Below are 20,113 nucleotides of genomic sequence, written 5' to 3'. Positions count from 1 at the left end.
CACCCGTCTCTTCCGTGCCATTGACACCGGGAGCCAGTCCTCTACGGTAGATCCCCGCGCAGCATGTCGCACAGCCTTCGATATTTCGAACGCACCACTCATGCCTTCGACATGCGGAGGACTTCGTGACCCCATCCCTCGGCAGACGGTCCTTCCTCACGGCGGCCGGCGCGACCGCGGCGGCCCTGACGGTGACCGACACGGGCCCCGCCCAGGCAGCGCCGCACCACGCCTCGGCACCGCACCACGCCTCGGCACCGCGCCGGCAGGCCGCTCGCGTCCAGCCGTTCCCGCTGACCGCGGTGACGCTGCTGGCCGGACCGTTCCAGGACAACCAGCACCGCAACACCGCCTATCTGCGCTTCGTCGACATCGACCGGCTGCTGCACACCTTCCGGCTGAACGTCGGCCTGCCCTCCGGCGCCCAGCCCTGCGGCGGCTGGGAGGCACCGGGCGTGGAGCTGCGCGGGCACTCCACCGGTCATCTGCTCTCCGGTCTCGCGCTCACCTACGCGAACACCGGAGACACCGCGCTGCGCGACAAGGGCCGCAGCCTCGTCGCGGCCCTGGCCGCCTGCCAGGCCGCGTCGCCCTCGGCCGGGTACGGCAAGGGCTATCTGTCGGCGTTCCCGGAGAGCTTCTTCGACCGGCTGGAGGCCGGGACGGGCGTCTGGGCGCCGTACTACACGATCCACAAGATCATGGCGGGGCTGGTCGATCAGTACCGGCTGGCCGGGAACGCCCAGGCCCGCGACGTGGTGCTGCAGCTCGGCGAGTGGGTCAACACCCGCACGGGGAAACTGAGTTACGCCAAGATGCAGCAGGTGCTGGAGACCGAGTTCGGCGGGATGAACGACGTCCTCGCCGATCTGCACGCGATCACCGGGGACACGGTCTGGCTGGACGTCGCCCAGCGTTTCACCCACGCCCGGGTCTTCGACCCCCTGGCCGCCGGCGAGGACCGGCTGGCCGGGCTGCACGCCAACACCCAGATCCCGAAGATGGTCGGCGCGATGCGGCTGTGGCAGGAAGGTCTGGCCGACCGCTACCGCACCATCGCGCAGAACTTCTGGCAGATCGTCACCGCCCACCACTCGTACGTCATCGGCGGCAACAGCAACGGCGAGGCCTTCCACGAACCGGACGCCATCGCCGCCCAGTTGTCCAACGGCACCTGCGAGAACTGCAACAGCTACAACATGCTCAAGCTGACCCGGCTGCTGCACTTCGAGGCCCCGGACCGCACCGACCTGCTCGACCACTACGAGCGCACCCTGTTCAACCAGATGCTCGGCGAGCAGGATCCGGACTCGGCGCACGGCTTCGACATCTACTACACGGGCCTCGGCCCCGGCTCCTTCAAGCGGCAGCCGTCCTTCATGGGCACGGACCCGAACGCGTACTCCACCGACTACGACAACTTCTCCTGCGACCACGGCACCGGCATGGAGACACAGGCGAAGTTCGCGGACACGATCTACACGCACGACGAACGGCGGCTGCTGGTCAACCTGTTCATCCCGTCCGAGGTGCACTGGCAGGAGCAGGGGATCACCTGGCGGCAGACCACCCGGCTGCCCGACACCGCCTCGACTGTGCTCAGGGTCACCGCCGGGAGCGCGCGGCACGAGCTGCTGGTGCGCATCCCGGCCTGGGCCTGCGGCGCGCGCGTGAAGCTGAACGGCCGTACCCTCAAAGACCGCCTGGAGGCGGGTAGTTGGCTGAGCCTCGACCGTGCGTGGAAGACCGGCGACCAGGTCGAGGTCGCCCTGCCGATGCGCACGACCCTCGAAGCCACTCCCGACGACCCGGACGTCCAGGCCGTGCTGCACGGTCCGGTGGTGCTCGCCGGGGCGTACGGCACCACGCAGAGCCGCTCGATGCCCCGGCTGGACACGGGCACGATCCGGCAGACATCGGCCGACCCGCTGCGGTTCAGCGCGACGGCCGGCCAGGAGACGGTGACGCTGCTGCCCGTCGCCCGCGTCCACCACCAGTACTACAACGTCTACTGGCTGACCGGCCGGCCCCCGTCCCCGCCCCCGGCGTTCGCCGCCTGGTACCGCTTCGACGAGGCCTCCGGCACCAGCGCCGCCGACGCCACCGGCAACGGGCGGACGGCGACCTTGACCGGCGGTGCCACCTGGGCCCAGGGGCATCTCGCGGGCGCCGTCGCGCTGGACGGCACGGACGGTCATGTCGCCGTGGCCGCCGACCTGTTGGCGGGCGCGTCCGCCTACTCGGTGGCCACCTGGGTGAACCTCGCCGGGCGGCCCGCCACCTGGAGCCGGATCTTCGACTTCGGCACCGGGGTCGGCGCCAACATGTTCCTCACCCCGCTGAGCGACGCGGGGACCCTGCGCTACGCGATCACCACGAGCGGCGCCGGAGCCGAGCAGCGCATCGACGCCGACCCGCTGCCGACGGACCGCTGGGTGCATGTGGCCGTCACCTACGGATCCGGCACGGCCGTGCTCTACGCCGACGGCCGTGAGGTGGGCCGGAACACGGCGGTCGCCGTCGAGCCCCGCGACTTCGGCAACCACATCCGGGCCGCCTACATCGGCAGGTCGCAGTACCCGGACCCGTACCTGAAGGCGGCGGTCGACGACTTCAGGGTCTACGGAAGGACACTGACCGCGGCGGAGGTCACGGCCCTCGCCCACGCGTAGGCCCTCGCCGGCGGGGGCGTCACGAGAGCCCGGGCCCGTCCGGCGATCCCGCGGAGGCCGCCATTCGGCCGCCATTCGATGACAGAGTGTCCGTCGGAACGCCCATTCGCGGTCACAGGGGGAGATGGCGTGGCAGGCATGGCGCTGGAGGCGCTGGACGAGGTGCCGTGGGAGCGGCTGGAGTCGGCGCTCGGGCACCACCCGGCCAAGGAGATGGGGGGAGCCCTGCGTCGCCTGGCGCTCAAGGGCGGAGCGGCGACCGAGGAAGACTGCTACCCCCTGTTCGGCTGCTTCGCGCTGGGCACCGGACACGTGGCCGCCGTCGCGACCGCCGCGCTGCCGTTCGTCGTCGCCCTCGCCGGCGATCCGGGCATGGGCGCCCGGGTCACGCTGGTCCGGCTGTTGGCGAGTTTGTCCGAGGCGGCGGCCGAAGCCGACCCGGGCCGGGTGGACGCGGGGTGGCACGAGGCATGGCGGGCCCAGCGCCCCCGGTTCCGGGCGCTGCTCGCGGACCCGCTGCCCGAGGTGCGGCGGGAGGCCCTGCCCCTCGGCGAGGGGATCGGCATGCTGCTGGAGCGGTGGCACGCCGAGACGGACCCGACGGTGCGGCTGCCTGTGCTGCTCGCGCTGGGCACCGCCGCAGCCGACTGCGCCGACGCGCACCCGGTGGATCGGGTGCGGGCGGTGGTGGCCCGGGCGCTGCGTACGGAGGGTCCCGTCATGCGGGTCGCGGCCGTGTACGCCTGGGCCTCGTTCGACGCCCGGGCGGCGGTCCGGGAGCTGGACCTGCTGGTGGACGTGCTGTCCGACCCGGATGTCCGCCCGCAGTTCGAGGCGATCTGGTACGTCCCGGACGTCGACGACGGCTTCACCCGTGAGGATGTCGTCTCCTGGACGGCCCGCCTGTTCGAGGGCGCGCCGCGGACGGGACTCGCCTTCGTCGTCCGGCTCATCGGCGCGGCGCGCCGGAACGGGGACACGCTGCTGTGCCGGGCCGCGCTGGACGAGGGGTGGCGGCTCTTGGTGGTCCGGCCGTCCGCGGCATCGTCGCTGGTGCCGCTCGCGGGGGCGTTGCTCGCCGATCCGGACGACGGCGTACGGTACCGGGCGGCCCACCTGCTGGCCGTGCTGGGGCCGCGGGCGGCGCCGTACGCCGACGAGCTGGCCGCCCTCCTCGACGACCCGGGCGAGGCCGGGTTTCTTGAGGGCACCGTCGGTGACCACGCCCGCTGGGCGCTGACCCGCATCGGCGAGGAGCGGGCCCTGCCGGGGCTCGTCGAGCGGCTGTACGCGCCGTACGGGGGCCAGTACTCACGCGCGTACGTCTCGGGCGACCCGCGCCTGCCGGAGGTCGAGGACGTCCTGATCCCCCTGCGGGCGCACGCGCAGGCCCTGCTGCCCGCGGTGCGCAAACTGCTCCGGGACGACGGGGTGGGCGGCTCGCTGACCTGCTGCTTCCTGGAAGTCCTCACCGCGTGGGGGCCGGCCGCGGCGCCCGCGCTGCCGGACGTGGCGGCCCTGCTGGACGACACCCGGTACTCGCTGCACGCACTCGACGCGCTGGTGGCGATGGGACCGGCCGCGAACTCGGCCGAGCCCGCCGTGCGCCGCTGCACGGTCCTCGACTTCCCCGGCAACCATCACAAGGTGGCGTGGGCGGCCTGGCGCCTGGGCGGCGACCGCGACGCGGCACTGCGGCTCATCGGGGAGGCGGTGCTGACCGGGGAGGCGCCGCTCTACGGTCCCGTCGGCCTCCTCGGCGACTTCGGACCTGCGGCCGCGGGCTACGCCGACCGGGTGCGGCATGTCATGGAGCACGGTGACAGCTGGGTGCGGCTGCGCGCGGCGGTCGCGCTGTGGTCGATCACCGGCGAGCCGGAGCCGACCGGATCCGTCCTGGAGGCGTACGTCCATCCCGTCGCCGGCGGCGGCGACGCCTACGGCCTCTTCCTCGACGCGCTGCGCGCCCTCGCCAGGATCGGCACGGTCTCTCCGGCGGCGCGGGCAACCCTGCGTGCGGTGCGGGGGTCCGACCGGCGGCTGTCGACGTACCGGGACTACCGGGCCTTCCTGGAGGACGAGGAGATCCGGTCCGCGATCGACGACGTGCTCGCCCTGCCGTGACCAGGGCCTGTCGGCCGGTGCCGGCCGACAGGCCCTGGTTCACAGGGAGATGTCGATGTCCTCGACGTCGGTGAACTCCACCAGCAGGCCCTGGGCGCGGCGTCCGGCGTCGCGGAAGTACATCTCGCCCAGGCCCTGGGCGGCGATGTCCTGCAACTGGGCCTCGGTGGCGCCCCGGTCGCGGGCGGCGAACAGGCGCTCGGCCCAACGGGGCGGCAGGGCCTGGGTGATGTGGCGGAGCCGGGCGTCGTCCGTGGTGCCCGGCGCCGCGGTGAAGCCGAACCGGGCGCGCGCCGAGACGACGATGCCCTCCGCCGTGGCGGCCCGGTCCCTGGCCCGCGCCCGCACCTGCGGCTGCCAGCGCTGCCTGACCTCGCGCTCCAGTCGCGCGGCGAGATCCTTGCGGGGATGCCGGAGCGTGCCGACGACGTACCGCTCGACGGTGCGCTGCGAGACGCCCAGCAGTTCGGCGGCCGGCCGTGTGCCCTTGAGTTGCTTGACCAGGTATTTCATCTGAGCCTGCGCGGACTTGGGGACGGGGCGGGTGAACGCCCCTTCCAGCGCCCGGTCCAGGCTCTCCCCCACGGTGTCCACGGGCTGCTCCTCTCCACCTCGAAACGACCTGGCGTCGGCCGTCTCGCAGGTCAGCCTATGCGACGGAGCGAACGCTGCGGGACAGCCGAGGGGCATACACACCCGCTACGGTTTTGAACACGTTCAATTCCAGGGCTACGCTGTGTCCGACACGAACGGAGGGGGCGCGATGAAGGTGGTTCTGCCCGGGGGTACCGGACAGGTGGGCACGATTCTCGACCGCGCGCTGACGGCTGCCGGCCATGAGGTCACCGTGCTGACCAGACATCCGCGGCGAGCACGTCAGATCGGCTGGGACGGGGGCACGCTCGGGCCGTGGGCCGAGGCGATCGACGGCTGCGACGTCGTCGTCAATCTGGCCGGGCGCAGCGTCTCGTGCCGCTACACCCCCGCGAACCTGCGGGCCATGATGGACTCCCGGGTGGAATCCGCGCGCGTGGTGGGCGAGGCGATCGCGGTGGCCGCGCGGCCACCGCGGGTGTGGCTGCAGATGAGCACGGCGACGATCTACGCCCACCGCTTCGACGCGGCGCACGACGAGGCGACCGGCGTGATCGGCGGCTCCGAGCCGGGCGTGCCGGACTACTGGGCCTACAGCGTGCAGATCGCCGAGAACTGGGAGCGGGCACAGCGCGAGGCGTCGACGCCCGCGACCCGGAAGGTGGCGCTGCGCGCGGCGATGGTGATGAGCCCGGACCACGGTGGGGTCTTCGACGTCCTGCTGGGCCTCGCCCGGCTGGGACTGGGCGGGCCCGTCGCGGGAGGTGCGCAGTACGTCTCATGGATCCACGACGAGGACTTCGTCCGCGCGGTGGAGTTCCTGGTCGACCGGCAGGACATCGACGGACCGGTGAACCTCGCCTCCCCCGGCCCCCTCCCCCACCGGGAGTTCATGCGCACCCTGCGCGCGGCCTGGGGCGTCCCGTTCGGACTGCCCGCGACGCGCTGGATGGCGGAACTGGGCGCGTTCGCGTTCCGCTCGGACACCGAACTGCTCCTCAAGAGCCGCCGCGTGACGCCGGGGCGGCTGCGCGAGGCCGGTTTCACCTTCACACATCCCACCTGGGACTCCGCCGCCATGGACCTCGTCCAGCGGATACCGGGGCGGCCCCGGTGAATCCGCACACCCACAGGCTTTACTTGAACCTACAAGCATCAGGTGTAGGGTCCCTCATGATTCAAATTTGAATCATGCGAACCGCCCACGCCTGCTCGGGAGGACGCCATGCGCGTCGCGATCACCGGGTCCACCGGACTCATCGGCTCCGCTCTCACCCGCTCGCTGCTCGCGGACGGCCACCAGGTCGTCCGTCTCGTCCGCGACCGGTCCGCCGTCGCTCCTCGGGACGGCAGCGAGACCGCCCACTGGGACCCGGTCGCGGAGCGGGTCCAGCCCGGCGCGCTGGACGGAGCCGACGCCGTCGTGCACCTGGCCGGCGCGGGCGTCGGGGACAAGCGGTGGACCTCGGGGCACAAGCGGGAGATCCTCGACAGCCGGGTCCGGGGCACCACGGCCCTCGCGCGTGCCGTGGCCGCGGCCGCCGCCCCGCCCCGCGTCCTGGTGTCCGCGTCCGCGACCGGCTACTACGGCGACACCGGGGAGCGGCCCACCGACGAGAGCGGGCCGGCCGGGGACGACTTCCTGGCCTCCGTCTGCGTCGCGTGGGAGGCGGCCGCCGACCTCGCCCGGCAGGCCGGCGTCCGCGTGGTGCACCCGCGCACCGGGCTGGTGGTCTCCGCCGAGGGCGGCGCGTTCGGCAGGCTCCTCCCGCTCTTCCGGCTCGGGCTCGGCGGGCGGCTCGGCTCCGGCGACCAGTACTGGCCGGTCATCTCGCTGACCGACCACATCGCGGCGCTCCGCTTCGCCCTCGACACCGAAGAGCTGTCCGGCCCCGTCAACCTCACGGCCCCCGAGCCGCCCACGAACCGGGAGGTGACCCGGGCCCTGAGCCGCGCCCTGCACCGCCCGGCGATCGCGGCGGTCCCCGCCGTCGCCCTGCGCGCGGTGCTGGGCGAGTTCGCCACGAGCATCACGTGCAGCGCCCGTGTCGTCCCGGGCGCCCTGGAGAAGGCGGGCTTCTCCTTCGCCCACCCGACGGTCGGCGAAGCCCTCGGCTCGGTGCTGCGCACGGCCGGTTGAGGCCCCGGATCGGCGCAAACCCGACGCGGGTTTCCGGCCACGGGCGGGTATGTCCTCACCGGCGCCGCGTGCGGGAAGGCCCGGCGCGCGGGACCATGGTCGTCCCGCTCCGTACGGCGCCGGGTCCCGGCGGAGGACCGGTGGCAAGGGCGACAAGGAGGATGCCGTGTGCCGACTGTTCGGACTGATCAGCTCCCCCCACCGCACACACGCCACGTTCTGGCTGCTGGACGCCCCCGACAGCCTCAGCGCACAGAGCCACCGCGAACCCGACGGCACCGGGCTGGGCTACTTCGAGGCCGACGGGACGCCGGAGGTGCACAAGGCCCCGATCGCCGCCTATGAGGACCGCGCCTTCGCCCGGGAGGCCCAGGAGGTCGAGTCGGCCACCTTCCTCGCGCACATCCGCTACGCCTCCACCGGCGGCCTGGACATGCGCAACACCCACCCCTTCGAGCAGGAGGGGCGGCTGTTCGCGCACAACGGGGTGATCGAGGGGCTCGACGAACTCGACCGCCACCTGGGCGAGGACCGGTCCCTGGTGCGCGGCGACACCGACTCCGAGCGCTTCTTCGCCCTGGTCACCCGGGAGACCGCGGCGCACGGCGGCGACGTGTCCGCGGGCCTCGCCGCCGCGGCGCGCTGGGTCGCCGAACGCCTTCCCCTGTTCGCCCTCAACGTCGTCCTCACCACCGCCGACGAGTTGTGGGCCCTGCGCTATCCCGCCACGCACGAGCTGTACGTGCTGCGCCGCCCGGCAGGCGGTCACCATGGCGCCCGGCACCTAGACCACGCGGGCCGGTACGGCCATCTGCGGGTCCGCTCGGCCCGGCTGGGCGCCCTCCCCTCCGTCGTCGTGGCCAGCGAGCCGATGGACGAGAGCCCGCTGTGGCGCCTGCTGGATCCCGGTGAACTGCTCCACGTCGGCCCCGACCTGCACACCACGAGCCGGATCGCCCTGCCCGACGCACCGGCCCATCCCCTCACCCTGGCCGATCTCCGGCCCACCGCGGCCGCCTCGCAGCGTCCCGCATAGCGCGGGCGCACACCGGCGTCACGCGGGCTCCCGTACGGTCGGGGCATGCACACGACTGGAGAGGGCACGACGGTTCCCGGCACGGCCGGCCCCGTCGTCTACCGGCCGGCCCGGCCCGGCGACCGCGATGCCCTGGCGGGCGTCGACTCCTCCTTCACCACGGACTCCGTGTACGAAGTCACCGTCACGGAAGGTGGGTTCGGGCTCCGGCGCATCCCCGTCGCCCCTCCCCTCCACAAGGCCTTCCCGGACGACGAACCCGACGAGCCCGATGCCGACGACGACACGGGTCCGAGCCGCACGATGGTCGCCGTCGCCGGTACCGAGGTGTGCGGGTTCGTCACGGCCTCGTTCGCGCCGTGGAACGCGCGTCTGACCATCCGTGACATCGAGGTGGCACCGGCGTGGCGGGGCAAGGGGATCGGGCGGGACCTGATGCGGCTCGCGCTCGGCTTCGCCCGGGAGTGCGGGGCGGCGCACATGTGGCTGGAGGTCAGCAACGTCAACGCGCCCGCCGTCGGCGCCTACCTGCGCATGGGCTTCGCCTTCTGCGGGCTCGACACCTCGCTCTACGACGGCACGGAGTCCGCCGGCGAGGTGGCCCTCTTCATGTCCCGCCGCGTGGAACGACCGGCACCGGAGCTCTAGCCCGGCCCACCCGTCGGGGGCCCGGCAGTTGCACTCGCCCGCCTCGAAGCGCAGCGGCTTGCGCCGCCTCGACGGCGAGCCGCTCCTGCTTGGCCGCCTCCAGCGGCAGATCCGCCACGCGATCCCCGAGCGCCGGGATCGGCGTGCAACCGTCAGGCGCCGTGGCCACCCGGTACGACAAGCGAGCGTATGTCTTCCCTGGCGCAGTCACGCTCGCCGCGATCCGGCCATGGCTGCACGGGTGACCCGCCGGACAGTCTCGCGCGCGCAGTGCCGGCCCGCTCAGCGTCCGTCAGGGTATGTCGACGCGCGGGGACTGCACGAAGCCCTGGTAGCCGTAGTGGCCGTTGATGGTGGCCCAGAAGCCGGCCTGCACGACGTACTTGCCGGGAGCTATCGAGAGGTAGCCCGGCTGGAAGGCCCAGGGTTGCTTACTCCAGCCGGCGCAATGGAGGTCGGCCACCTCCGTTGTGGAGCCATCCGGGTTGACTCGGAGAACCTGGGCGCAGACGTCGATGTTGAGCCCGGTGGGATCGCTCACGTAGGTCCAGCCGTTGAGCCGACCGTCGATGGTGGGATAGGCACAGGGCGACAGGGTCACGCCGGCAGCCACGGGTTCCCACGCGCGGCAGCCTCCCCAGTCGGTGGCGGAGGCGTTCGGCGCTGCGGCCGGCCCACCGAGCAGGACCGCGCTTGCCAGAGTCACGGTTGCGGCCCTGGTGCCGAGCATTCGTCGCATTTCTCCTCCGGGTGATCGTTGCTGGGACAAGGGCTTCGGTTTCATCGCTCAGGACGGCGGCGGCCCGGACGTCTTCGTGCACTTCCGCGCGAGCGGGGCCTCACTCTTCGTTCGGGCCTCAGTCGTCTTCGGTCGGCTCGGCCGACTCCGGATGCGTCTTCGACGGCTGTGTCCGCCGTGGTCGTCCTGACGTCGGATGGCCCGTACAACCTTCAGACCTTGGATTCACGTCGGCCAGACGTTCCGCGGATGTCTCCGACCTGGCTCAGGGCGCAGTCCACGGGATCTGGCTCCAGTTCCTGTCGTTGCAGCCTGCGTACGGCCCGGCCACCTCGGCGCCATCGTTGTAGTTGTGCGCGGAGCTCCACGCCACGCAGCCGCTGTTGTCCAGCTCGGCGCCCGCGCGCCAGATGTTGTCCGACGCTTCGGTGTGGGGCTTTCCCCAGTAGGCGAACAGAGGGTTTCCAGGAGTGGAGTTCAGCACGCCGCCGAAGTGCGGCTGGCCCCCGTCGATGCTGTCCGACTCCACGCCGAACACGACCTGGCGGCCGGGGTGTGCCAGCATGAAGTTCGTGTTCCAGTCCCAGCGGCCGTAGGTGTAACCATTGCAGGTGCTGTACCACTGCGAGATCCAGCCGGCGGTCATCCCGTTGGCGCCGTAGGGCATCTTGTCGCCGACCTGGAACGAGGTGCAGGCGGTGCCGGCCCTGGGCTGGGTTTGGGCGGCGCCGGCGGTGCCGCCGAGGCCGATGGTGGCGACGCCGGCGAGGGCGACGGTGGCGGCTCCGAGGGCGACGGCGCGCTTGGCCTTCCCGAGTTTCAGCATGGGTGTGCTTCCCCCTGTGTGAGTGGAGGCCCTGGTGAGGGGCCTTGGACGGTCCCCGTCATTCGTCCGCGCAGCAGCTGCCTGTGCACGGACGGCCAGGGGAACCGCGGGCGGGTTGCGTTCCATCGCGAAACTAGGCTCATCAACGCATGGTGTGGAGTGTCGAGTTGCACGGTGAAGAGGGGGTTCCGGTGCCAGAGTGCACAGCGAACCGGGGAAGCGCAGGTGTCCCGAAGACCAGGAGGCGGGCGTCTTTGTATCCGGGCACTCACTCCGACGCCGGAGCAAACCCCCGGATCAGGTCGAACCCCTACACCGCACCCGGCCTACCCACAGCCCGGCTGGCCGGGCCCAGCAGGGAACTGTGCTTGCTGGTCGACCACCGCGAAGACCTGGTCGCCGAACGCACGCGCATCACCAACCGGATACGCCGGCAACTGCACGAACTCGACCCCCGTCCAGGCGATCACCGGCAGGATCCCGACTACGGGCCGGACCTCGGCTGCCTCACACGGTGAACTCCCGTATCACCACGTCCCGGAAGACGGCCGTTCCGCCGATGGTGAACAGCGCCAGTCCGGTGTCGACGAGATAGGGGAACGCCTCCGTGGAGTGCACGTACCGACCGTCGTCCACGAACATCTCGACGGACGTTCGGTCCACCAGGATCCGCAGCGTCACCATGCCTGCGGACGGGTCGAACGGTGTGTGGCTCTCCTGCCACTTGCCGGAGGTGTCGGGGTTGACGGCGCCGCGCCGGTTGAGGAATGCGAAGTCGCTGTAGATGCCGGCATCGATGTGCCGGCTGCCGTCGGCGGAGCGGCGCAGTTGCAGGCCCGCGCCGGTGAGTTGGTTCCAGGTGATCCGGCAGGTCAGCTCGTAGGCGGTGCCGGTGTAGTCCAGTACGCGGCTGCCGTTGACCTCGATGTCGCCGAGGTTCACCGTGCGTGAGACGTGGTCGTCCAGGGCGGCGACGGGTTGTGAAGCGAGGTAGTACGCGCCGGAGGCTGTCCGCTTCAGCGTGACCTCGCGGACGATCGAGTCGGTGCCGTTGAAGCCGTCGCAGTCGATGGTGGGCGTGGTGCCCGCGTAGTCCCAGTTGTTCAGCCAGCCCATCGCGTACCGGGTGGCGGGGTCGGTCGAGCCGTCGGCGAGACGCTTCTCGAAGGTGACGGCGCCGTACCAGTCGAAGCCGTGGTCGAGCCACTGCGGGTCGGTGGCGTCGGCGGTGAACGTGCTGCCGTCGAAGCTGCCGGTCCAGTAGGCGTACGTGTTCGGCAGCCCCGAACCCTTGCCGTTGGCGCTCACCCCGAGCACCCACTTGGCGGTGCCGTCCGCGCTGGTGATCCGGAACAGGTCCGGGCACTCCAGCGCGCCGAGCCCCTCCTTGACGAAGTCACTGACGGAGGTCCACTTCTTCAGGTCGTCGGAGTGGTAGAAGCCCACCTTGGTGCCCTCGGCGAGGGCCATCACCCAGCGGCCGCGCTCGCCGTCGCGGATCACCTTGGGGTCGCGGAAGTCGGCCCCCACACCCGGACTGGGCAGCACCGGATCGGTGCCGTGGTTGGTGAAGGTACGGCCCTGGTCGGTGGAGTAGTACAGGAACTGCTCCTGATGGTCCGTGCCGCCGCCGGGCGACATGGTGGCGATGACGACGACCGCACCCGCCCCGAATCCCGCGGTGTTGTCCGTGTCGACCACCGCCGAGCCCGACCAGACGTCGCCGTTGGGGGTCGTGTCCTTCGGTACGGCGACGCCGCCGTCCTGGAAGGTCACCAGATCGGTGCTGGTGGCCAGGCGCCAGGCCGTGCCGACGGCTCCGGTGAAGTAGTCCGCGTTGTACAGGTAGTAGTAGTGGTACTTGCCGTTGATCCAGACCGGGCGCTGCGGGTCGTTCTTCCAGCCGTCGGGGACCGTGTGGTGGTACCCGGCGCGGTAGCTGGCGCAGCCGGCCGCCGCCTTCGGCCGCGCCTTTGCGGGCCTCGGCGCGGCGGTGGGCGTGGCGGCTGCCCGCGTCGCGGGCAGCATCGCGGCCGCCACCCCTACGGCCGACCCTGCGAACAGGGCTCTCCTGGACATCTCAGGCATCACACATCGTTCCTCTCGTGAGAACGGTGGCTCATGTGAACCAGGACTGTGCGACCTAACTCGTTAAAGGTCAAGGGTTCAGGACTCTTGACACGGCCGTGACGCGCTTCACATCATCTGGGGCATCAACCCTGATCTAACACGAGTTAGGCACGTTGGATGACCGACTCGCACCTCACCCGCCGCGCACTGCTGCGGTACGGCGCCTACGGGGCGGGAGCCGCCGCCCTGGCCGGCACCGCCGCGAGCTGGGACCGGCTCACCGGGGCCGACATACCCGGCCGCGACGACGGCTCGCTCGTCGTCGCCACCCTCGGCCCGGCCTACGGGCCGGAGGCGATCCGCACGCTCACCGAGGGCTTCCGGAAAGCGCACCCGGACATCAGGCTCCGGATCAACGCGGTGCAGGCCGTCGACTGGTCGGACTTCTTCGCGAAGATCCTCACCCAGATCGCGGCGGGCACCGCCCCCGACCTGGTCTACGTCGCCACCGAGGGCGTCCAGCTGTTCGCCCAGCGGCTCGGGGTCCCGCTGGACCCCTGGGTGAAGCGTGACGCGGCGGACCTGAAGGAGTACTTCGCCGACGTCCACCCCTCGCTGGTGGAGTCGATGATGTACGAGGGGCATCTCTACCAGCTGCCGGTCGAGTTCAACGCGGCCGACATGTACCTCAATCGGCAGGTACTGCGGCGGGCGGGCGCGGACTTCCCGGCGCCGGACTGGACCCGCGACGACTTCACCGCGCTGCTGCGGGCCATGAAGAAGTCCAGCGGCTCCCAGTTCACCCCGTACTTCTGGACCAACCGGCTGTGGGGCGGCGTGGTGCCCTGGCTGTTCAACAACGGCACCAACCTCCTCGCCGAGTCCAAGGCACCCGGCGGCGCCTGGCTGTGGGACTCCTTCTATCCGGCCGCCGAACGGAGGGGCCGCGGCGGCGGCTTCCGCTGGACGACCCCGCAGGCGACGGACGACCGCGTCGAGGAGGCGTACGACTATCTCGCCTCCCTCATCCAGGAGAACCTCTGCACCCGCCCCGAGGGCGGCAACGGCGAGAACCTCGTCGGCGTCTTCTCCACCGGCCGCGTCGGCGTCACGCCCGCGGGCGGCTTCTGGGCGGGCGGACTGCACCTGGCCGGGATGAAGGCGGACGCCTACGACGTCCAGTACTTCCCGCGCTGGCGCACCCAGCGCATGCAGTTCGGCGCCGCCGGCTACGCCCTGCTGCGCACCTCCAGGAAGCAGGACGAAGCCTGGGAGTTCATCAAGTACGCCGCCCGCAAGGACACCCTCACGGCGCTGTTCGACACCAACCAGACGACCCCGGCGCGCCGCTCGATGCTGACCGCCGGACGCTACAAGGAAACCGGCCCGGCACGCTGGCCGGTCTTCTACGACACCCTCGACACGTACCCCGACACCGGGCCGATTCCGGCGCCGCCGCAGGTCGCCGAGGTGACCGAGGTCCTGCTGAAGTACACCGGCACCGCCCTGGCCTCCCCGCGCTCGGTGCGGCCCGCGCTGCGCCGGATGCAGGGCGACCTGGAGAAGGCCATGGAGCGTGAGGTATGACGAGCACTCAGTTCACCACGCCCGTGCGGACGCCGGCCCGTCCGTCGCCCGCCCCGCGCACGTCCCCGCGAGACCGCGGAACCCGCCTGCTGGCCACGCTCTTCCTGGCACCCACCATCGTCGGCATCGTCGTCTTCACGGTCGTACCGATCGTCGGCTCGGTCGTGCTCAGCCTGTTCCGCTGGAACGTCATCGACTCCCCCGGCTTCGCCGGGACCGCCAACTACCGTGAGGTCTTCAGCAATTCGACCGTGCTGGTCTCCTTCCGCAACACCCTCGTGTTCATGGTGTTCGCGGTCGCCCTGCAACTGCTCATCGCGCTGGCACTGGCGCTCGCGCTGAACGGGCGGATGCCGATGTGGCTGCGTTCGGTGTTCCGCTCGGCGTTCTTCTTCCCCCTGGTGCTGTCCGCCGCATCGATCTCGGTAGTGATGAAGTACCTGTTCAACCAGGACTTCGGGGTGGTGAACTGGCTGATCGGGCTGGTCGGGATCGCCCCGGTGCCGTGGCTGACGTCCGAGAACGCGGCGATGGCGACGGTGGTCATCGTCTACGTCTGGCAGCAGTTCGGCTTCTCGTTCCTGCTGTTCGTCGGCGGCCTGAACAACATCCCCAAGGAGATCCACGAGGCGGCCTCCCTCGACGGCGCGACCGGTCTGCGGGGGCACCTGCACATCACGCTGCCACTGCTGTCGCCGACGCTGCTGGTGGCGACCGTGGTCGGCGTGATCAACGCGCTGCAGGTCTTCGAGCAGCCGTACGTGCTGACGAACGGCGGACCCGGCGACTCCACCCGCACCGTCGTGATGGTCATCTACGAGACCGCGTTCGAGCAGCTGCGCTTCGGCGAGGCGTCCGCGGTGGGCGTGCTGCTCTTCGTGCTGATCATGGCGGTGACCGCCCTCCAGTTCCGGCTCAGCCGGCGTTTCGTCCACTACCAGTGAGCCGGGTGAGTCCCTTGAGCCAAGCAACCCTGCCCCCGAGCCGCGCCCGGTACACGCTCGGGCCGTGGGCACGCATCGCCGCCCTGACCGTGTGCGCGCTGCTGACCCTCGGCCCGGTCATCTGGACCGTGTCGACCTCGCTGCGCACCCCGGCCCAGTCCTTCGACCTGCCCCCGAAGATCATCCCGACGCATCCCACGACCGCCGCGTACCGCGGGGTGTTCGACCAGCTCGACGTGTGGCTGCTCGCCCTCAACTCCACCCTGGTGACCGCGCTGATCGCGATCGGCCAGATGATCACGGCGGGACTGGCCGGGTACGCGTTCGCGCGCCTCGAATTCCGTTTCAAGAAGCCCCTGTTCGGGCTGGTGCTGGCGACGATGATGGTGCCGCTGCAGGTCACCATCGTGCCGGTGTTCCTGGTGCTGAAGTCGATGGGCCTGACCGACACCCTGCTCGGCCTGATCATCCCGGCCTTCCCGACCGCGTTCGGCACCTTCCTGATGCGCCAGTACTTCCTGGGCATGCCCAAGGACCTGGGCGAGGCGGCCATGCTGGACGGCGCCGGGCCCTGGCGGATCTTCCGCTCCGTGTACGCGCCGCTGGCCGCTCCCGGCCTCGCGATCGTCGGCGTGCTGGCCTTCAACTACCACTGGAACGAGTTCTTTCGGCCACTGATCCTGGAGACCTCCGGCCAGAACTACACGCTGCCCCTGGGCCTGGTCTCGCTCCAGGGCAACCTCGGCACCGGTTCCATCTCCGTCGTCCTCGCCGGTGTCGTCCTGTCCATGCTTCCCGCCGTCGCGGTGTTCGTCGTCGGCCAACGTCCTCTGCGCGAGGGCATCACGTCCGCAGGAGTCAACCGTTGAACCATGACCCCAACGCACCGCGTTTCAGGGTCCGCCCGCCCGCCGGCTGGATGAACGACCCCAATGGTCCACTCCGTTGGCGGGACCGCTACCACCTCTTCTACCAGCACAACCCCGACGCCCCGGTGCACGCGAACGTCCACTGGGGCCACGCCTCCAGCCCCGACCTGGCGCACTGGGAGCACCACCCGATCGCGCTCACCCCGACACCCGGCGGCCCGGACGAGGCGGGCTGCTGGTCCGGCTGCGTGGTCGACGACGACGGCGTACCGACCGCCGTGTACACCGGCGTCGACCGCCACCACACCGGCCGCGGCTCCATCTGCCTGGCCCGGGCCGTGGTCCCCGACGACGAGACGCTGACCGACTGGAAACCACTGCCGACGCCCGTGGCGGCCGGTCCTCCGGCCGGCCTCGGCGTCGTGATGTTCCGCGACCCGTTCGTGTTCACCGACGGCGGGCGGCGATGGGCGCTGGTCGGTGCGGGGCACGCCGACGGCACACCGTCGGTCCTGCTGTACGACTGCGACGACCTGACCGACTGGCGGTTCGCCGGAGTGCTCCTCGACGGCAACGACCCCGTGGCGGCCGAGTTGTTCGGCGATCGGGCCGTCGGCTGGGAATGCCCGCAGATGTACGCGACGGCCAGTGGGGAACGGGTGCTCGTGGTATCGCTGTGGGACGGGGACCCGTGGACCACAGGATATCTGACGGGGCGTCTATCGCAGTACGGTGACGGCGAGTTGCGCTTCGAGGTACGGACCGGCGGCCGGCTCGACCACGGGCGGGACTTCTACGCGCCCGCCGTGCTCCAGGAGCCGGACCGGGCCCTGATGTGGGGCTGGTCCTGGGAAGCTCGCGAGCAGGGCGAGGTGGACCTCGCCGGGTGGGCCGGTGTCCTCACCGCGCCGAGAGAGGTGGACGTACATCCGGACGGCACGCTGCGCGTCGTACCGGCGAAGGAGCTCGAACTGCTGCGCGCGCCCGAGCCGTTCGTCACCGCACCGGGCGGCCAGGTATCGCTTCCGCAGTCGTACGACCTCACCGTCACCGCACACGGACCCACCACCGTGAGCCTGCTGCGGTCCGCCTCAGGTGCGGGGGTGACGGTGCGGCTGGACCCGGACGCGGGCACCGTGACGCTGGATCGCGGTGACCGGCCGCGTACGCCTGTCGACGGGTCGGCGCCGATCGTGGTGCGGACGCCGGGCAAGCGGCTGCGGGTGCTCGTCGACGGTTCGTTGTTCGAGCTGTTCGTCGACGATCGGGCCACGATCACCGAGCGTGTCTACCTGCGCCCCGACGACGTGCCCGAGCTCGTCGTGTCGGGGGCGGCGACCGCCGTCATGGGATGGGCGCTGGTCCCACGGACGCTCGACTGATCACCGGGCAGGCGATGCGCCGCGCGGTGGCGGGCGGAGTGCGTCCGGTTTCGATGGAGTCGAGGAGGAGCCGGGCGGCAGCCTCGCCCATCGCGCGGTGTGGGAGCGCGACCGTGGTCAGGGGCGGGGTGAGGAACTCGGCCATGTGCTCCTGGTCGTCGTAGCCGACCACGGACAGGTCGGCGGGGACGGCGATGCCGAGGCCGGTCGCGGCGTGCAGGACGCCCGCCGCGACCCGGTCGTTGTAGCAGAAGATCCCGGTCGGGCGGCGATCTGCGGGCGCTCCGTCGAGGATCCGCATCGCGCCCTCGTAACCGCCGGAGATCTCGCCCCCGGTGCGCAGGACCCACTCCTTGGGGACCGTGATCCCCTCGACGCGCAGGGCGTCCCGGTAGCCGCGCAGCCGCTCGACGGAGGCGATGTCGTCCTGGCCACCGACCACGGCGACCCGATGGTGCCCCTCCTCCAGCAGGAGCCGGGCGGCGGTGCGACCCCCGGCGCGTTCGGCGGGGATGACGGAGGGCAGGGAGTCGTCCTCGGGCAGGCAGTTGGCGAGGACGGAATGGGTGCGGTGCAGTCCCTCGGGGACGCGAACCCGTCGTAGCGACATGGCGGCGTAGATGATGCCGTCCACGCGTCGGTCGAGGAGTTCGGCGACGGCGGCGTCCTCCTTGGCCGGGTCGCCGCCGGAGTCCACGGTCAGGACGAGGTGCTCGCTGTCCCAGGCGGTCTCCATCGCGCCGCGCAGCAGCCGGCCCGCGAAGGGTGAGGACGCGATCTCGTCGGTGACCAGGCCGATCACGGCCGTACGACGCCGACGCAGGCCGCGGGCCACGGGGTCGGGGCGGTAGCCGAGCTGGGCGGCCGCCTGGCGGATCCGCTCCTGGGTGGCGGGCGAGAGATTGCCCTCGGCACGCCCGTTGAACACGAAGGAGACAGCGGTGTGGGACACCCCGGCGAGCCGGGCGACGTCCCGTGACGTGGGACGCCCGGACCCCGTCGACTGGTTCTCCTCCGTGCCGCCCATGCCGCGCGCTGCCCTCATCCCCGCCCGTCCGGTTGATCACTGCTCACCCTATCCGTGACGCACGATGTACAACACAGTCGAGGGAGGTCCCGTGGCGATCAGCAGCCCGACGCACACCACGTTCTCCCAGGTCACACCTTGCGGATCGGGGAGATCGGGCGGCGGGGTTGTCGGATGATCGCCAGCGAGCGATACTTCTACAGACCTGTAGATCGAGTGTGGAGGCAGTCCTGATGTTCGGCTTGAGCGAGCTGGCCGTGATCCTGGTGGTCGTGGCCGTGATCGTCGGGATACGCAAGCTGCCGGAGCTGACCCGGTCGGCGGGCGAGGCGACACGGATCTTCAAGAGCGAGGCCAGTGCGCTGAGGGGCGAGGACACAGCGGAGCGCCGTACGCATCGGTGACGAGACCGGAGTGACCCGGCTCACCGGATCAAAACTTGCGCAACCTCTAAACTGTGCGCCGTGGACACTACCGAAGTGACGGGTTGGGAGACCGCCGTGCTCGCGGGCGGGCCGGCGGACGGGCTGCGGATGAAGGTCTCCGACCGGCCCCGTGTGATCCAGGTGACGTACCCCTGCAAGGTGGAGGCCGCCTCCCCCGACGGCGTACGGGCGGAAGCCGTGTACCTGTACCGCCGCGACTACGGCGTGACCGCCGAGCCCCTGCTGTACGGCTTCGACATCGCCAGTCCCTGACCGGCGCGGGCGGGCATGGCTCAGTCGGCCGGCCGCGCCTCGGTGACGGGGGCGGTGGCCGGCTGAGTCGCACCGTCGTCCTTCATGGCCTTGGCCTCGCTCTTGAGGATGCGCATGGACTTGCCCAGCCCGCGCGCCGCCTCCGGCAGCTTCTTCGAGCCGAACAGCACGATGATGACGATCGCGACGATCAGCAGGTGCCAGGGTTCCAGTCCGTTGCGCAGCATGACGCCCGCCCCTCTCCAGATACGTTTTCCCGATTTCCGTTTTGCGCAACTATACGACCGTGCGCAAGTCCCCCCGGCGCCGATCAGGAGTCGGAGTCGGGGACATCGCGTGCCGCGGCGTACGCCTGCGCCGGCGTCATCGAGACACCGTTGAGACTGACCGTCCTGTACTGGCTGACCTTGGCGCAGGTCTTGGAGTCGTCGGCGGTGGAGGCGTGGGCGTTGGAGACGGCGGCGTGGGTGTCCGCGGGCGCGGGGCGGGAGCTGCCGCCGGGGAAGGAGGTGCCGGTGGGCCAGTCCGATCCGATCACCAAGGTCAGGCCCGTGCCGGTGCCCTGCTTCAGGTGCGCGGAGGACAGGCCGAGCGCCTTGGCGGCTGTCTGTGCCTCGCCCTTCTCGCCGCCGCCGTACGTCAGCGTGGTCGTCGCCGCAAGACTGGGCGCGTTGGCGGTGGTGGTGGCGGAGCTGAAGCCCTGGTCGGTCAGGGCGGTCGCGATCTGCGAGGCGCGGCCGGTCACCGCGGTGCCGTT

Annotated in this window: 20 protein-coding genes and 1 pseudogene; 14 read left to right on the top strand and 7 right to left on the bottom strand. The window is 71.2% G+C overall.

Features of this window, described 5'->3' with window-relative positions:
* Positions 1-125: 125 nt before the first annotated feature.
* Both ACZ4MF_RS14410 and ACZ4MF_RS14405 read left to right on the top strand, forming a co-directional pair.
* Positions 126-2,672, top strand: a complete 2,547-nt coding sequence (locus ACZ4MF_RS14410; protein WP_467492325.1) for a glycoside hydrolase family 127 protein — start codon at positions 126-128, stop codon at positions 2,670-2,672.
* A gap of 129 nt (positions 2,673-2,801) precedes the next feature.
* On the top strand, positions 2,802-4,796 hold the full coding sequence (locus tag ACZ4MF_RS14405) for a HEAT repeat domain-containing protein (protein ID WP_467492324.1): 1,995 nt from the start codon (positions 2,802-2,804) through the stop codon (positions 4,794-4,796).
* Positions 4,797-4,835: 39 nt separating this feature from the next.
* Here ACZ4MF_RS14405 and tpg read toward each other — a convergent pair whose 3' ends face one another.
* The gene (tpg, locus tag ACZ4MF_RS14400) at positions 4,836-5,390 is read right to left on the bottom strand and encodes a telomere-protecting terminal protein Tpg (RefSeq protein ID WP_467492323.1); all 555 of its coding nucleotides are present in this window, start codon (positions 5,388-5,390) and stop codon (positions 4,836-4,838) included.
* A 169-nt stretch (positions 5,391-5,559) separates the two neighbouring features.
* Between tpg and ACZ4MF_RS14395 the strand changes: the two genes are divergently transcribed.
* The 4 genes from ACZ4MF_RS14395 to ACZ4MF_RS14380 all read left to right on the top strand — a co-directional run bounded on the left by ACZ4MF_RS14395 (position 5,560) and on the right by ACZ4MF_RS14380 (position 9,214).
* A complete protein-coding gene (locus ACZ4MF_RS14395; protein WP_467492322.1) occupies positions 5,560-6,507 on the top strand; it encodes a TIGR01777 family oxidoreductase in 948 nt (315 codons plus the stop codon).
* 108 nt (positions 6,508-6,615) lie between these two features.
* Positions 6,616-7,530: a TIGR01777 family oxidoreductase gene (locus ACZ4MF_RS14390; protein ID WP_467492321.1), complete on the top strand. Its 915-nt coding sequence runs from the start codon at positions 6,616-6,618 to the stop codon at positions 7,528-7,530.
* A gap of 166 nt (positions 7,531-7,696) precedes the next feature.
* Positions 7,697-8,566: a class II glutamine amidotransferase gene (locus ACZ4MF_RS14385; RefSeq protein ID WP_467492320.1), complete on the top strand. Its 870-nt coding sequence runs from the start codon at positions 7,697-7,699 to the stop codon at positions 8,564-8,566.
* A 45-nt stretch (positions 8,567-8,611) separates the two neighbouring features.
* A complete protein-coding gene (locus ACZ4MF_RS14380; protein WP_467492319.1) occupies positions 8,612-9,214 on the top strand; it encodes a GNAT family N-acetyltransferase in 603 nt (200 codons plus the stop codon).
* 292 nt (positions 9,215-9,506) lie between these two features.
* On the opposite strand, the gene ACZ4MF_RS14375 is transcribed toward ACZ4MF_RS14380, so the two are convergent.
* Complete coding sequence (locus tag ACZ4MF_RS14375; protein WP_467492580.1) at positions 9,507-9,944, bottom strand: hypothetical protein; 438 nt, start codon at positions 9,942-9,944, stop codon at positions 9,507-9,509.
* 7 nt (positions 9,945-9,951) lie between these two features.
* Between ACZ4MF_RS14375 and ACZ4MF_RS14370 the strand changes: the two are divergent.
* Positions 9,952-10,062, top strand: a pseudogene (locus ACZ4MF_RS14370) (cold-shock protein); the annotation flags it as partial.
* 156 nt (positions 10,063-10,218) lie between these two features.
* Here the strand turns inward: ACZ4MF_RS14370 and ACZ4MF_RS14365 are convergent.
* Entirely contained in the window at positions 10,219-10,779 is a 561-nt protein-coding gene (locus tag ACZ4MF_RS14365; RefSeq protein ID WP_467492318.1) for a hypothetical protein, read from the bottom strand.
* Between the two features lie 368 nt (positions 10,780-11,147).
* Here ACZ4MF_RS14365 and ACZ4MF_RS14360 point away from each other — a divergent pair, with 368 nt between their 5' ends.
* Positions 11,148-11,297, top strand: a complete 150-nt coding sequence (locus ACZ4MF_RS14360) for a hypothetical protein (protein WP_467492317.1) — start codon at positions 11,148-11,150, stop codon at positions 11,295-11,297.
* On the opposite strand, the gene ACZ4MF_RS14355 is transcribed toward ACZ4MF_RS14360, so the two are convergent.
* On the bottom strand, positions 11,287-12,867 hold the full coding sequence (locus tag ACZ4MF_RS14355) for a glycoside hydrolase family 32 protein (RefSeq protein ID WP_467492316.1): 1,581 nt from the start codon (positions 12,865-12,867) through the stop codon (positions 11,287-11,289). The genes ACZ4MF_RS14360 and ACZ4MF_RS14355 overlap by 11 nt on opposite strands.
* A 159-nt stretch (positions 12,868-13,026) precedes the next feature.
* On the opposite strand from ACZ4MF_RS14355, the gene ACZ4MF_RS14350 reads away from it, so the two are divergent.
* From ACZ4MF_RS14350 to ACZ4MF_RS14335, 4 genes are read left to right on the top strand one after another with little or no spacing between them, the layout of a single operon-like run.
* Positions 13,027-14,436 (top strand): extracellular solute-binding protein, encoded by a 1,410-nt coding sequence (locus tag ACZ4MF_RS14350; protein WP_467492315.1) that lies wholly within the window; start codon positions 13,027-13,029, stop codon positions 14,434-14,436.
* The gene (locus tag ACZ4MF_RS14345) at positions 14,433-15,380 is read left to right on the top strand and encodes a carbohydrate ABC transporter permease (protein ID WP_467492314.1); all 948 of its coding nucleotides are present in this window, start codon (positions 14,433-14,435) and stop codon (positions 15,378-15,380) included. The genes ACZ4MF_RS14350 and ACZ4MF_RS14345 overlap by 4 nt, the downstream gene beginning before the upstream one ends.
* 14 nt (positions 15,381-15,394) lie before the next feature.
* Positions 15,395-16,249 (top strand): carbohydrate ABC transporter permease, encoded by an 855-nt coding sequence (locus ACZ4MF_RS14340; RefSeq protein ID WP_467492313.1) that lies wholly within the window; start codon positions 15,395-15,397, stop codon positions 16,247-16,249.
* Complete coding sequence (locus tag ACZ4MF_RS14335; protein WP_467492312.1) at positions 16,246-17,631, top strand: glycoside hydrolase family 32 protein; 1,386 nt, start codon at positions 16,246-16,248, stop codon at positions 17,629-17,631. The genes ACZ4MF_RS14340 and ACZ4MF_RS14335 overlap by 4 nt, the downstream gene beginning before the upstream one ends.
* Here the strand turns inward: ACZ4MF_RS14335 and ACZ4MF_RS14330 are convergent.
* Positions 17,594-18,658, bottom strand: coding sequence for a LacI family DNA-binding transcriptional regulator (locus tag ACZ4MF_RS14330; protein ID WP_467492568.1), 1,065 nt, complete (start codon positions 18,656-18,658; stop codon positions 17,594-17,596). The genes ACZ4MF_RS14335 and ACZ4MF_RS14330 overlap by 38 nt on opposite strands.
* Before the next feature lie 233 nt (positions 18,659-18,891).
* Between ACZ4MF_RS14330 and ACZ4MF_RS14325 the strand changes: the two genes are divergently transcribed.
* Positions 18,892-19,062, top strand: coding sequence for a twin-arginine translocase TatA/TatE family subunit (locus ACZ4MF_RS14325; RefSeq protein ID WP_467492311.1), 171 nt, complete (start codon positions 18,892-18,894; stop codon positions 19,060-19,062).
* 60 nt (positions 19,063-19,122) lie between these two features.
* The gene (locus tag ACZ4MF_RS14320) at positions 19,123-19,356 is read left to right on the top strand and encodes a hypothetical protein (protein ID WP_467492310.1); all 234 of its coding nucleotides are present in this window, start codon (positions 19,123-19,125) and stop codon (positions 19,354-19,356) included.
* A 20-nt stretch (positions 19,357-19,376) separates the two neighbouring features.
* On the opposite strand, the gene tatA is transcribed toward ACZ4MF_RS14320, so the two are convergent.
* A complete protein-coding gene (gene tatA, locus ACZ4MF_RS14315; protein WP_467492309.1) occupies positions 19,377-19,583 on the bottom strand; it encodes a Sec-independent protein translocase subunit TatA in 207 nt (68 codons plus the stop codon).
* Positions 19,584-19,666: 83 nt separating this feature from the next.
* Positions 19,667-20,113, bottom strand: a 447-nt coding sequence (locus tag ACZ4MF_RS14310; RefSeq protein ID WP_467492308.1) for a LytR C-terminal domain-containing protein, incomplete at its 5' end; no start/stop codon positions are given.

The organism is Streptomyces sp. NPDC025793 (genome assembly GCF_055558375.1).
This window is presented reverse-complemented; position numbering and strand designations above follow the sequence as displayed.

Bases quoted from the DNA above. Each gene is read 5' to 3' on its own strand.
- ACZ4MF_RS14355 (WP_467492316.1), bottom strand. From the start codon at position 12,867: ATGCCTGAGATGTCCAGGAGAGCCCTGTTCGCAGGGTCGGCCGTAGGG.
- ACZ4MF_RS14350 (WP_467492315.1), top strand. From the start codon at position 13,027: ATGACCGACTCGCACCTCACCCGCCGCGCACTGCTGCGGTACGGCGCC.
- ACZ4MF_RS14345 (WP_467492314.1), top strand. From the start codon at position 14,433: ATGACGAGCACTCAGTTCACCACGCCCGTGCGGACGCCGGCCCGTCCG.
- ACZ4MF_RS14330 (WP_467492568.1), bottom strand. From the start codon at position 18,658: ATGGGCGGCACGGAGGAGAACCAGTCGACGGGGTCCGGGCGTCCCACG.
- ACZ4MF_RS14380 (WP_467492319.1), top strand. From the start codon at position 8,612: ATGCACACGACTGGAGAGGGCACGACGGTTCCCGGCACGGCCGGCCCC.
- ACZ4MF_RS14325 (WP_467492311.1), top strand. From the start codon at position 18,892: ATGTTCGGCTTGAGCGAGCTGGCCGTGATCCTGGTGGTCGTGGCCGTG.
- ACZ4MF_RS14395 (WP_467492322.1), top strand. From the start codon at position 5,560: ATGAAGGTGGTTCTGCCCGGGGGTACCGGACAGGTGGGCACGATTCTC.
- ACZ4MF_RS14365 (WP_467492318.1), bottom strand. From the start codon at position 10,779: ATGCTGAAACTCGGGAAGGCCAAGCGCGCCGTCGCCCTCGGAGCCGCC.
- ACZ4MF_RS14390 (WP_467492321.1), top strand. From the start codon at position 6,616: ATGCGCGTCGCGATCACCGGGTCCACCGGACTCATCGGCTCCGCTCTC.
- tatA (WP_467492309.1), bottom strand. From the start codon at position 19,583: ATGCTGCGCAACGGACTGGAACCCTGGCACCTGCTGATCGTCGCGATC.
- ACZ4MF_RS14375 (WP_467492580.1), bottom strand. From the start codon at position 9,944: ATGCTCGGCACCAGGGCCGCAACCGTGACTCTGGCAAGCGCGGTCCTG.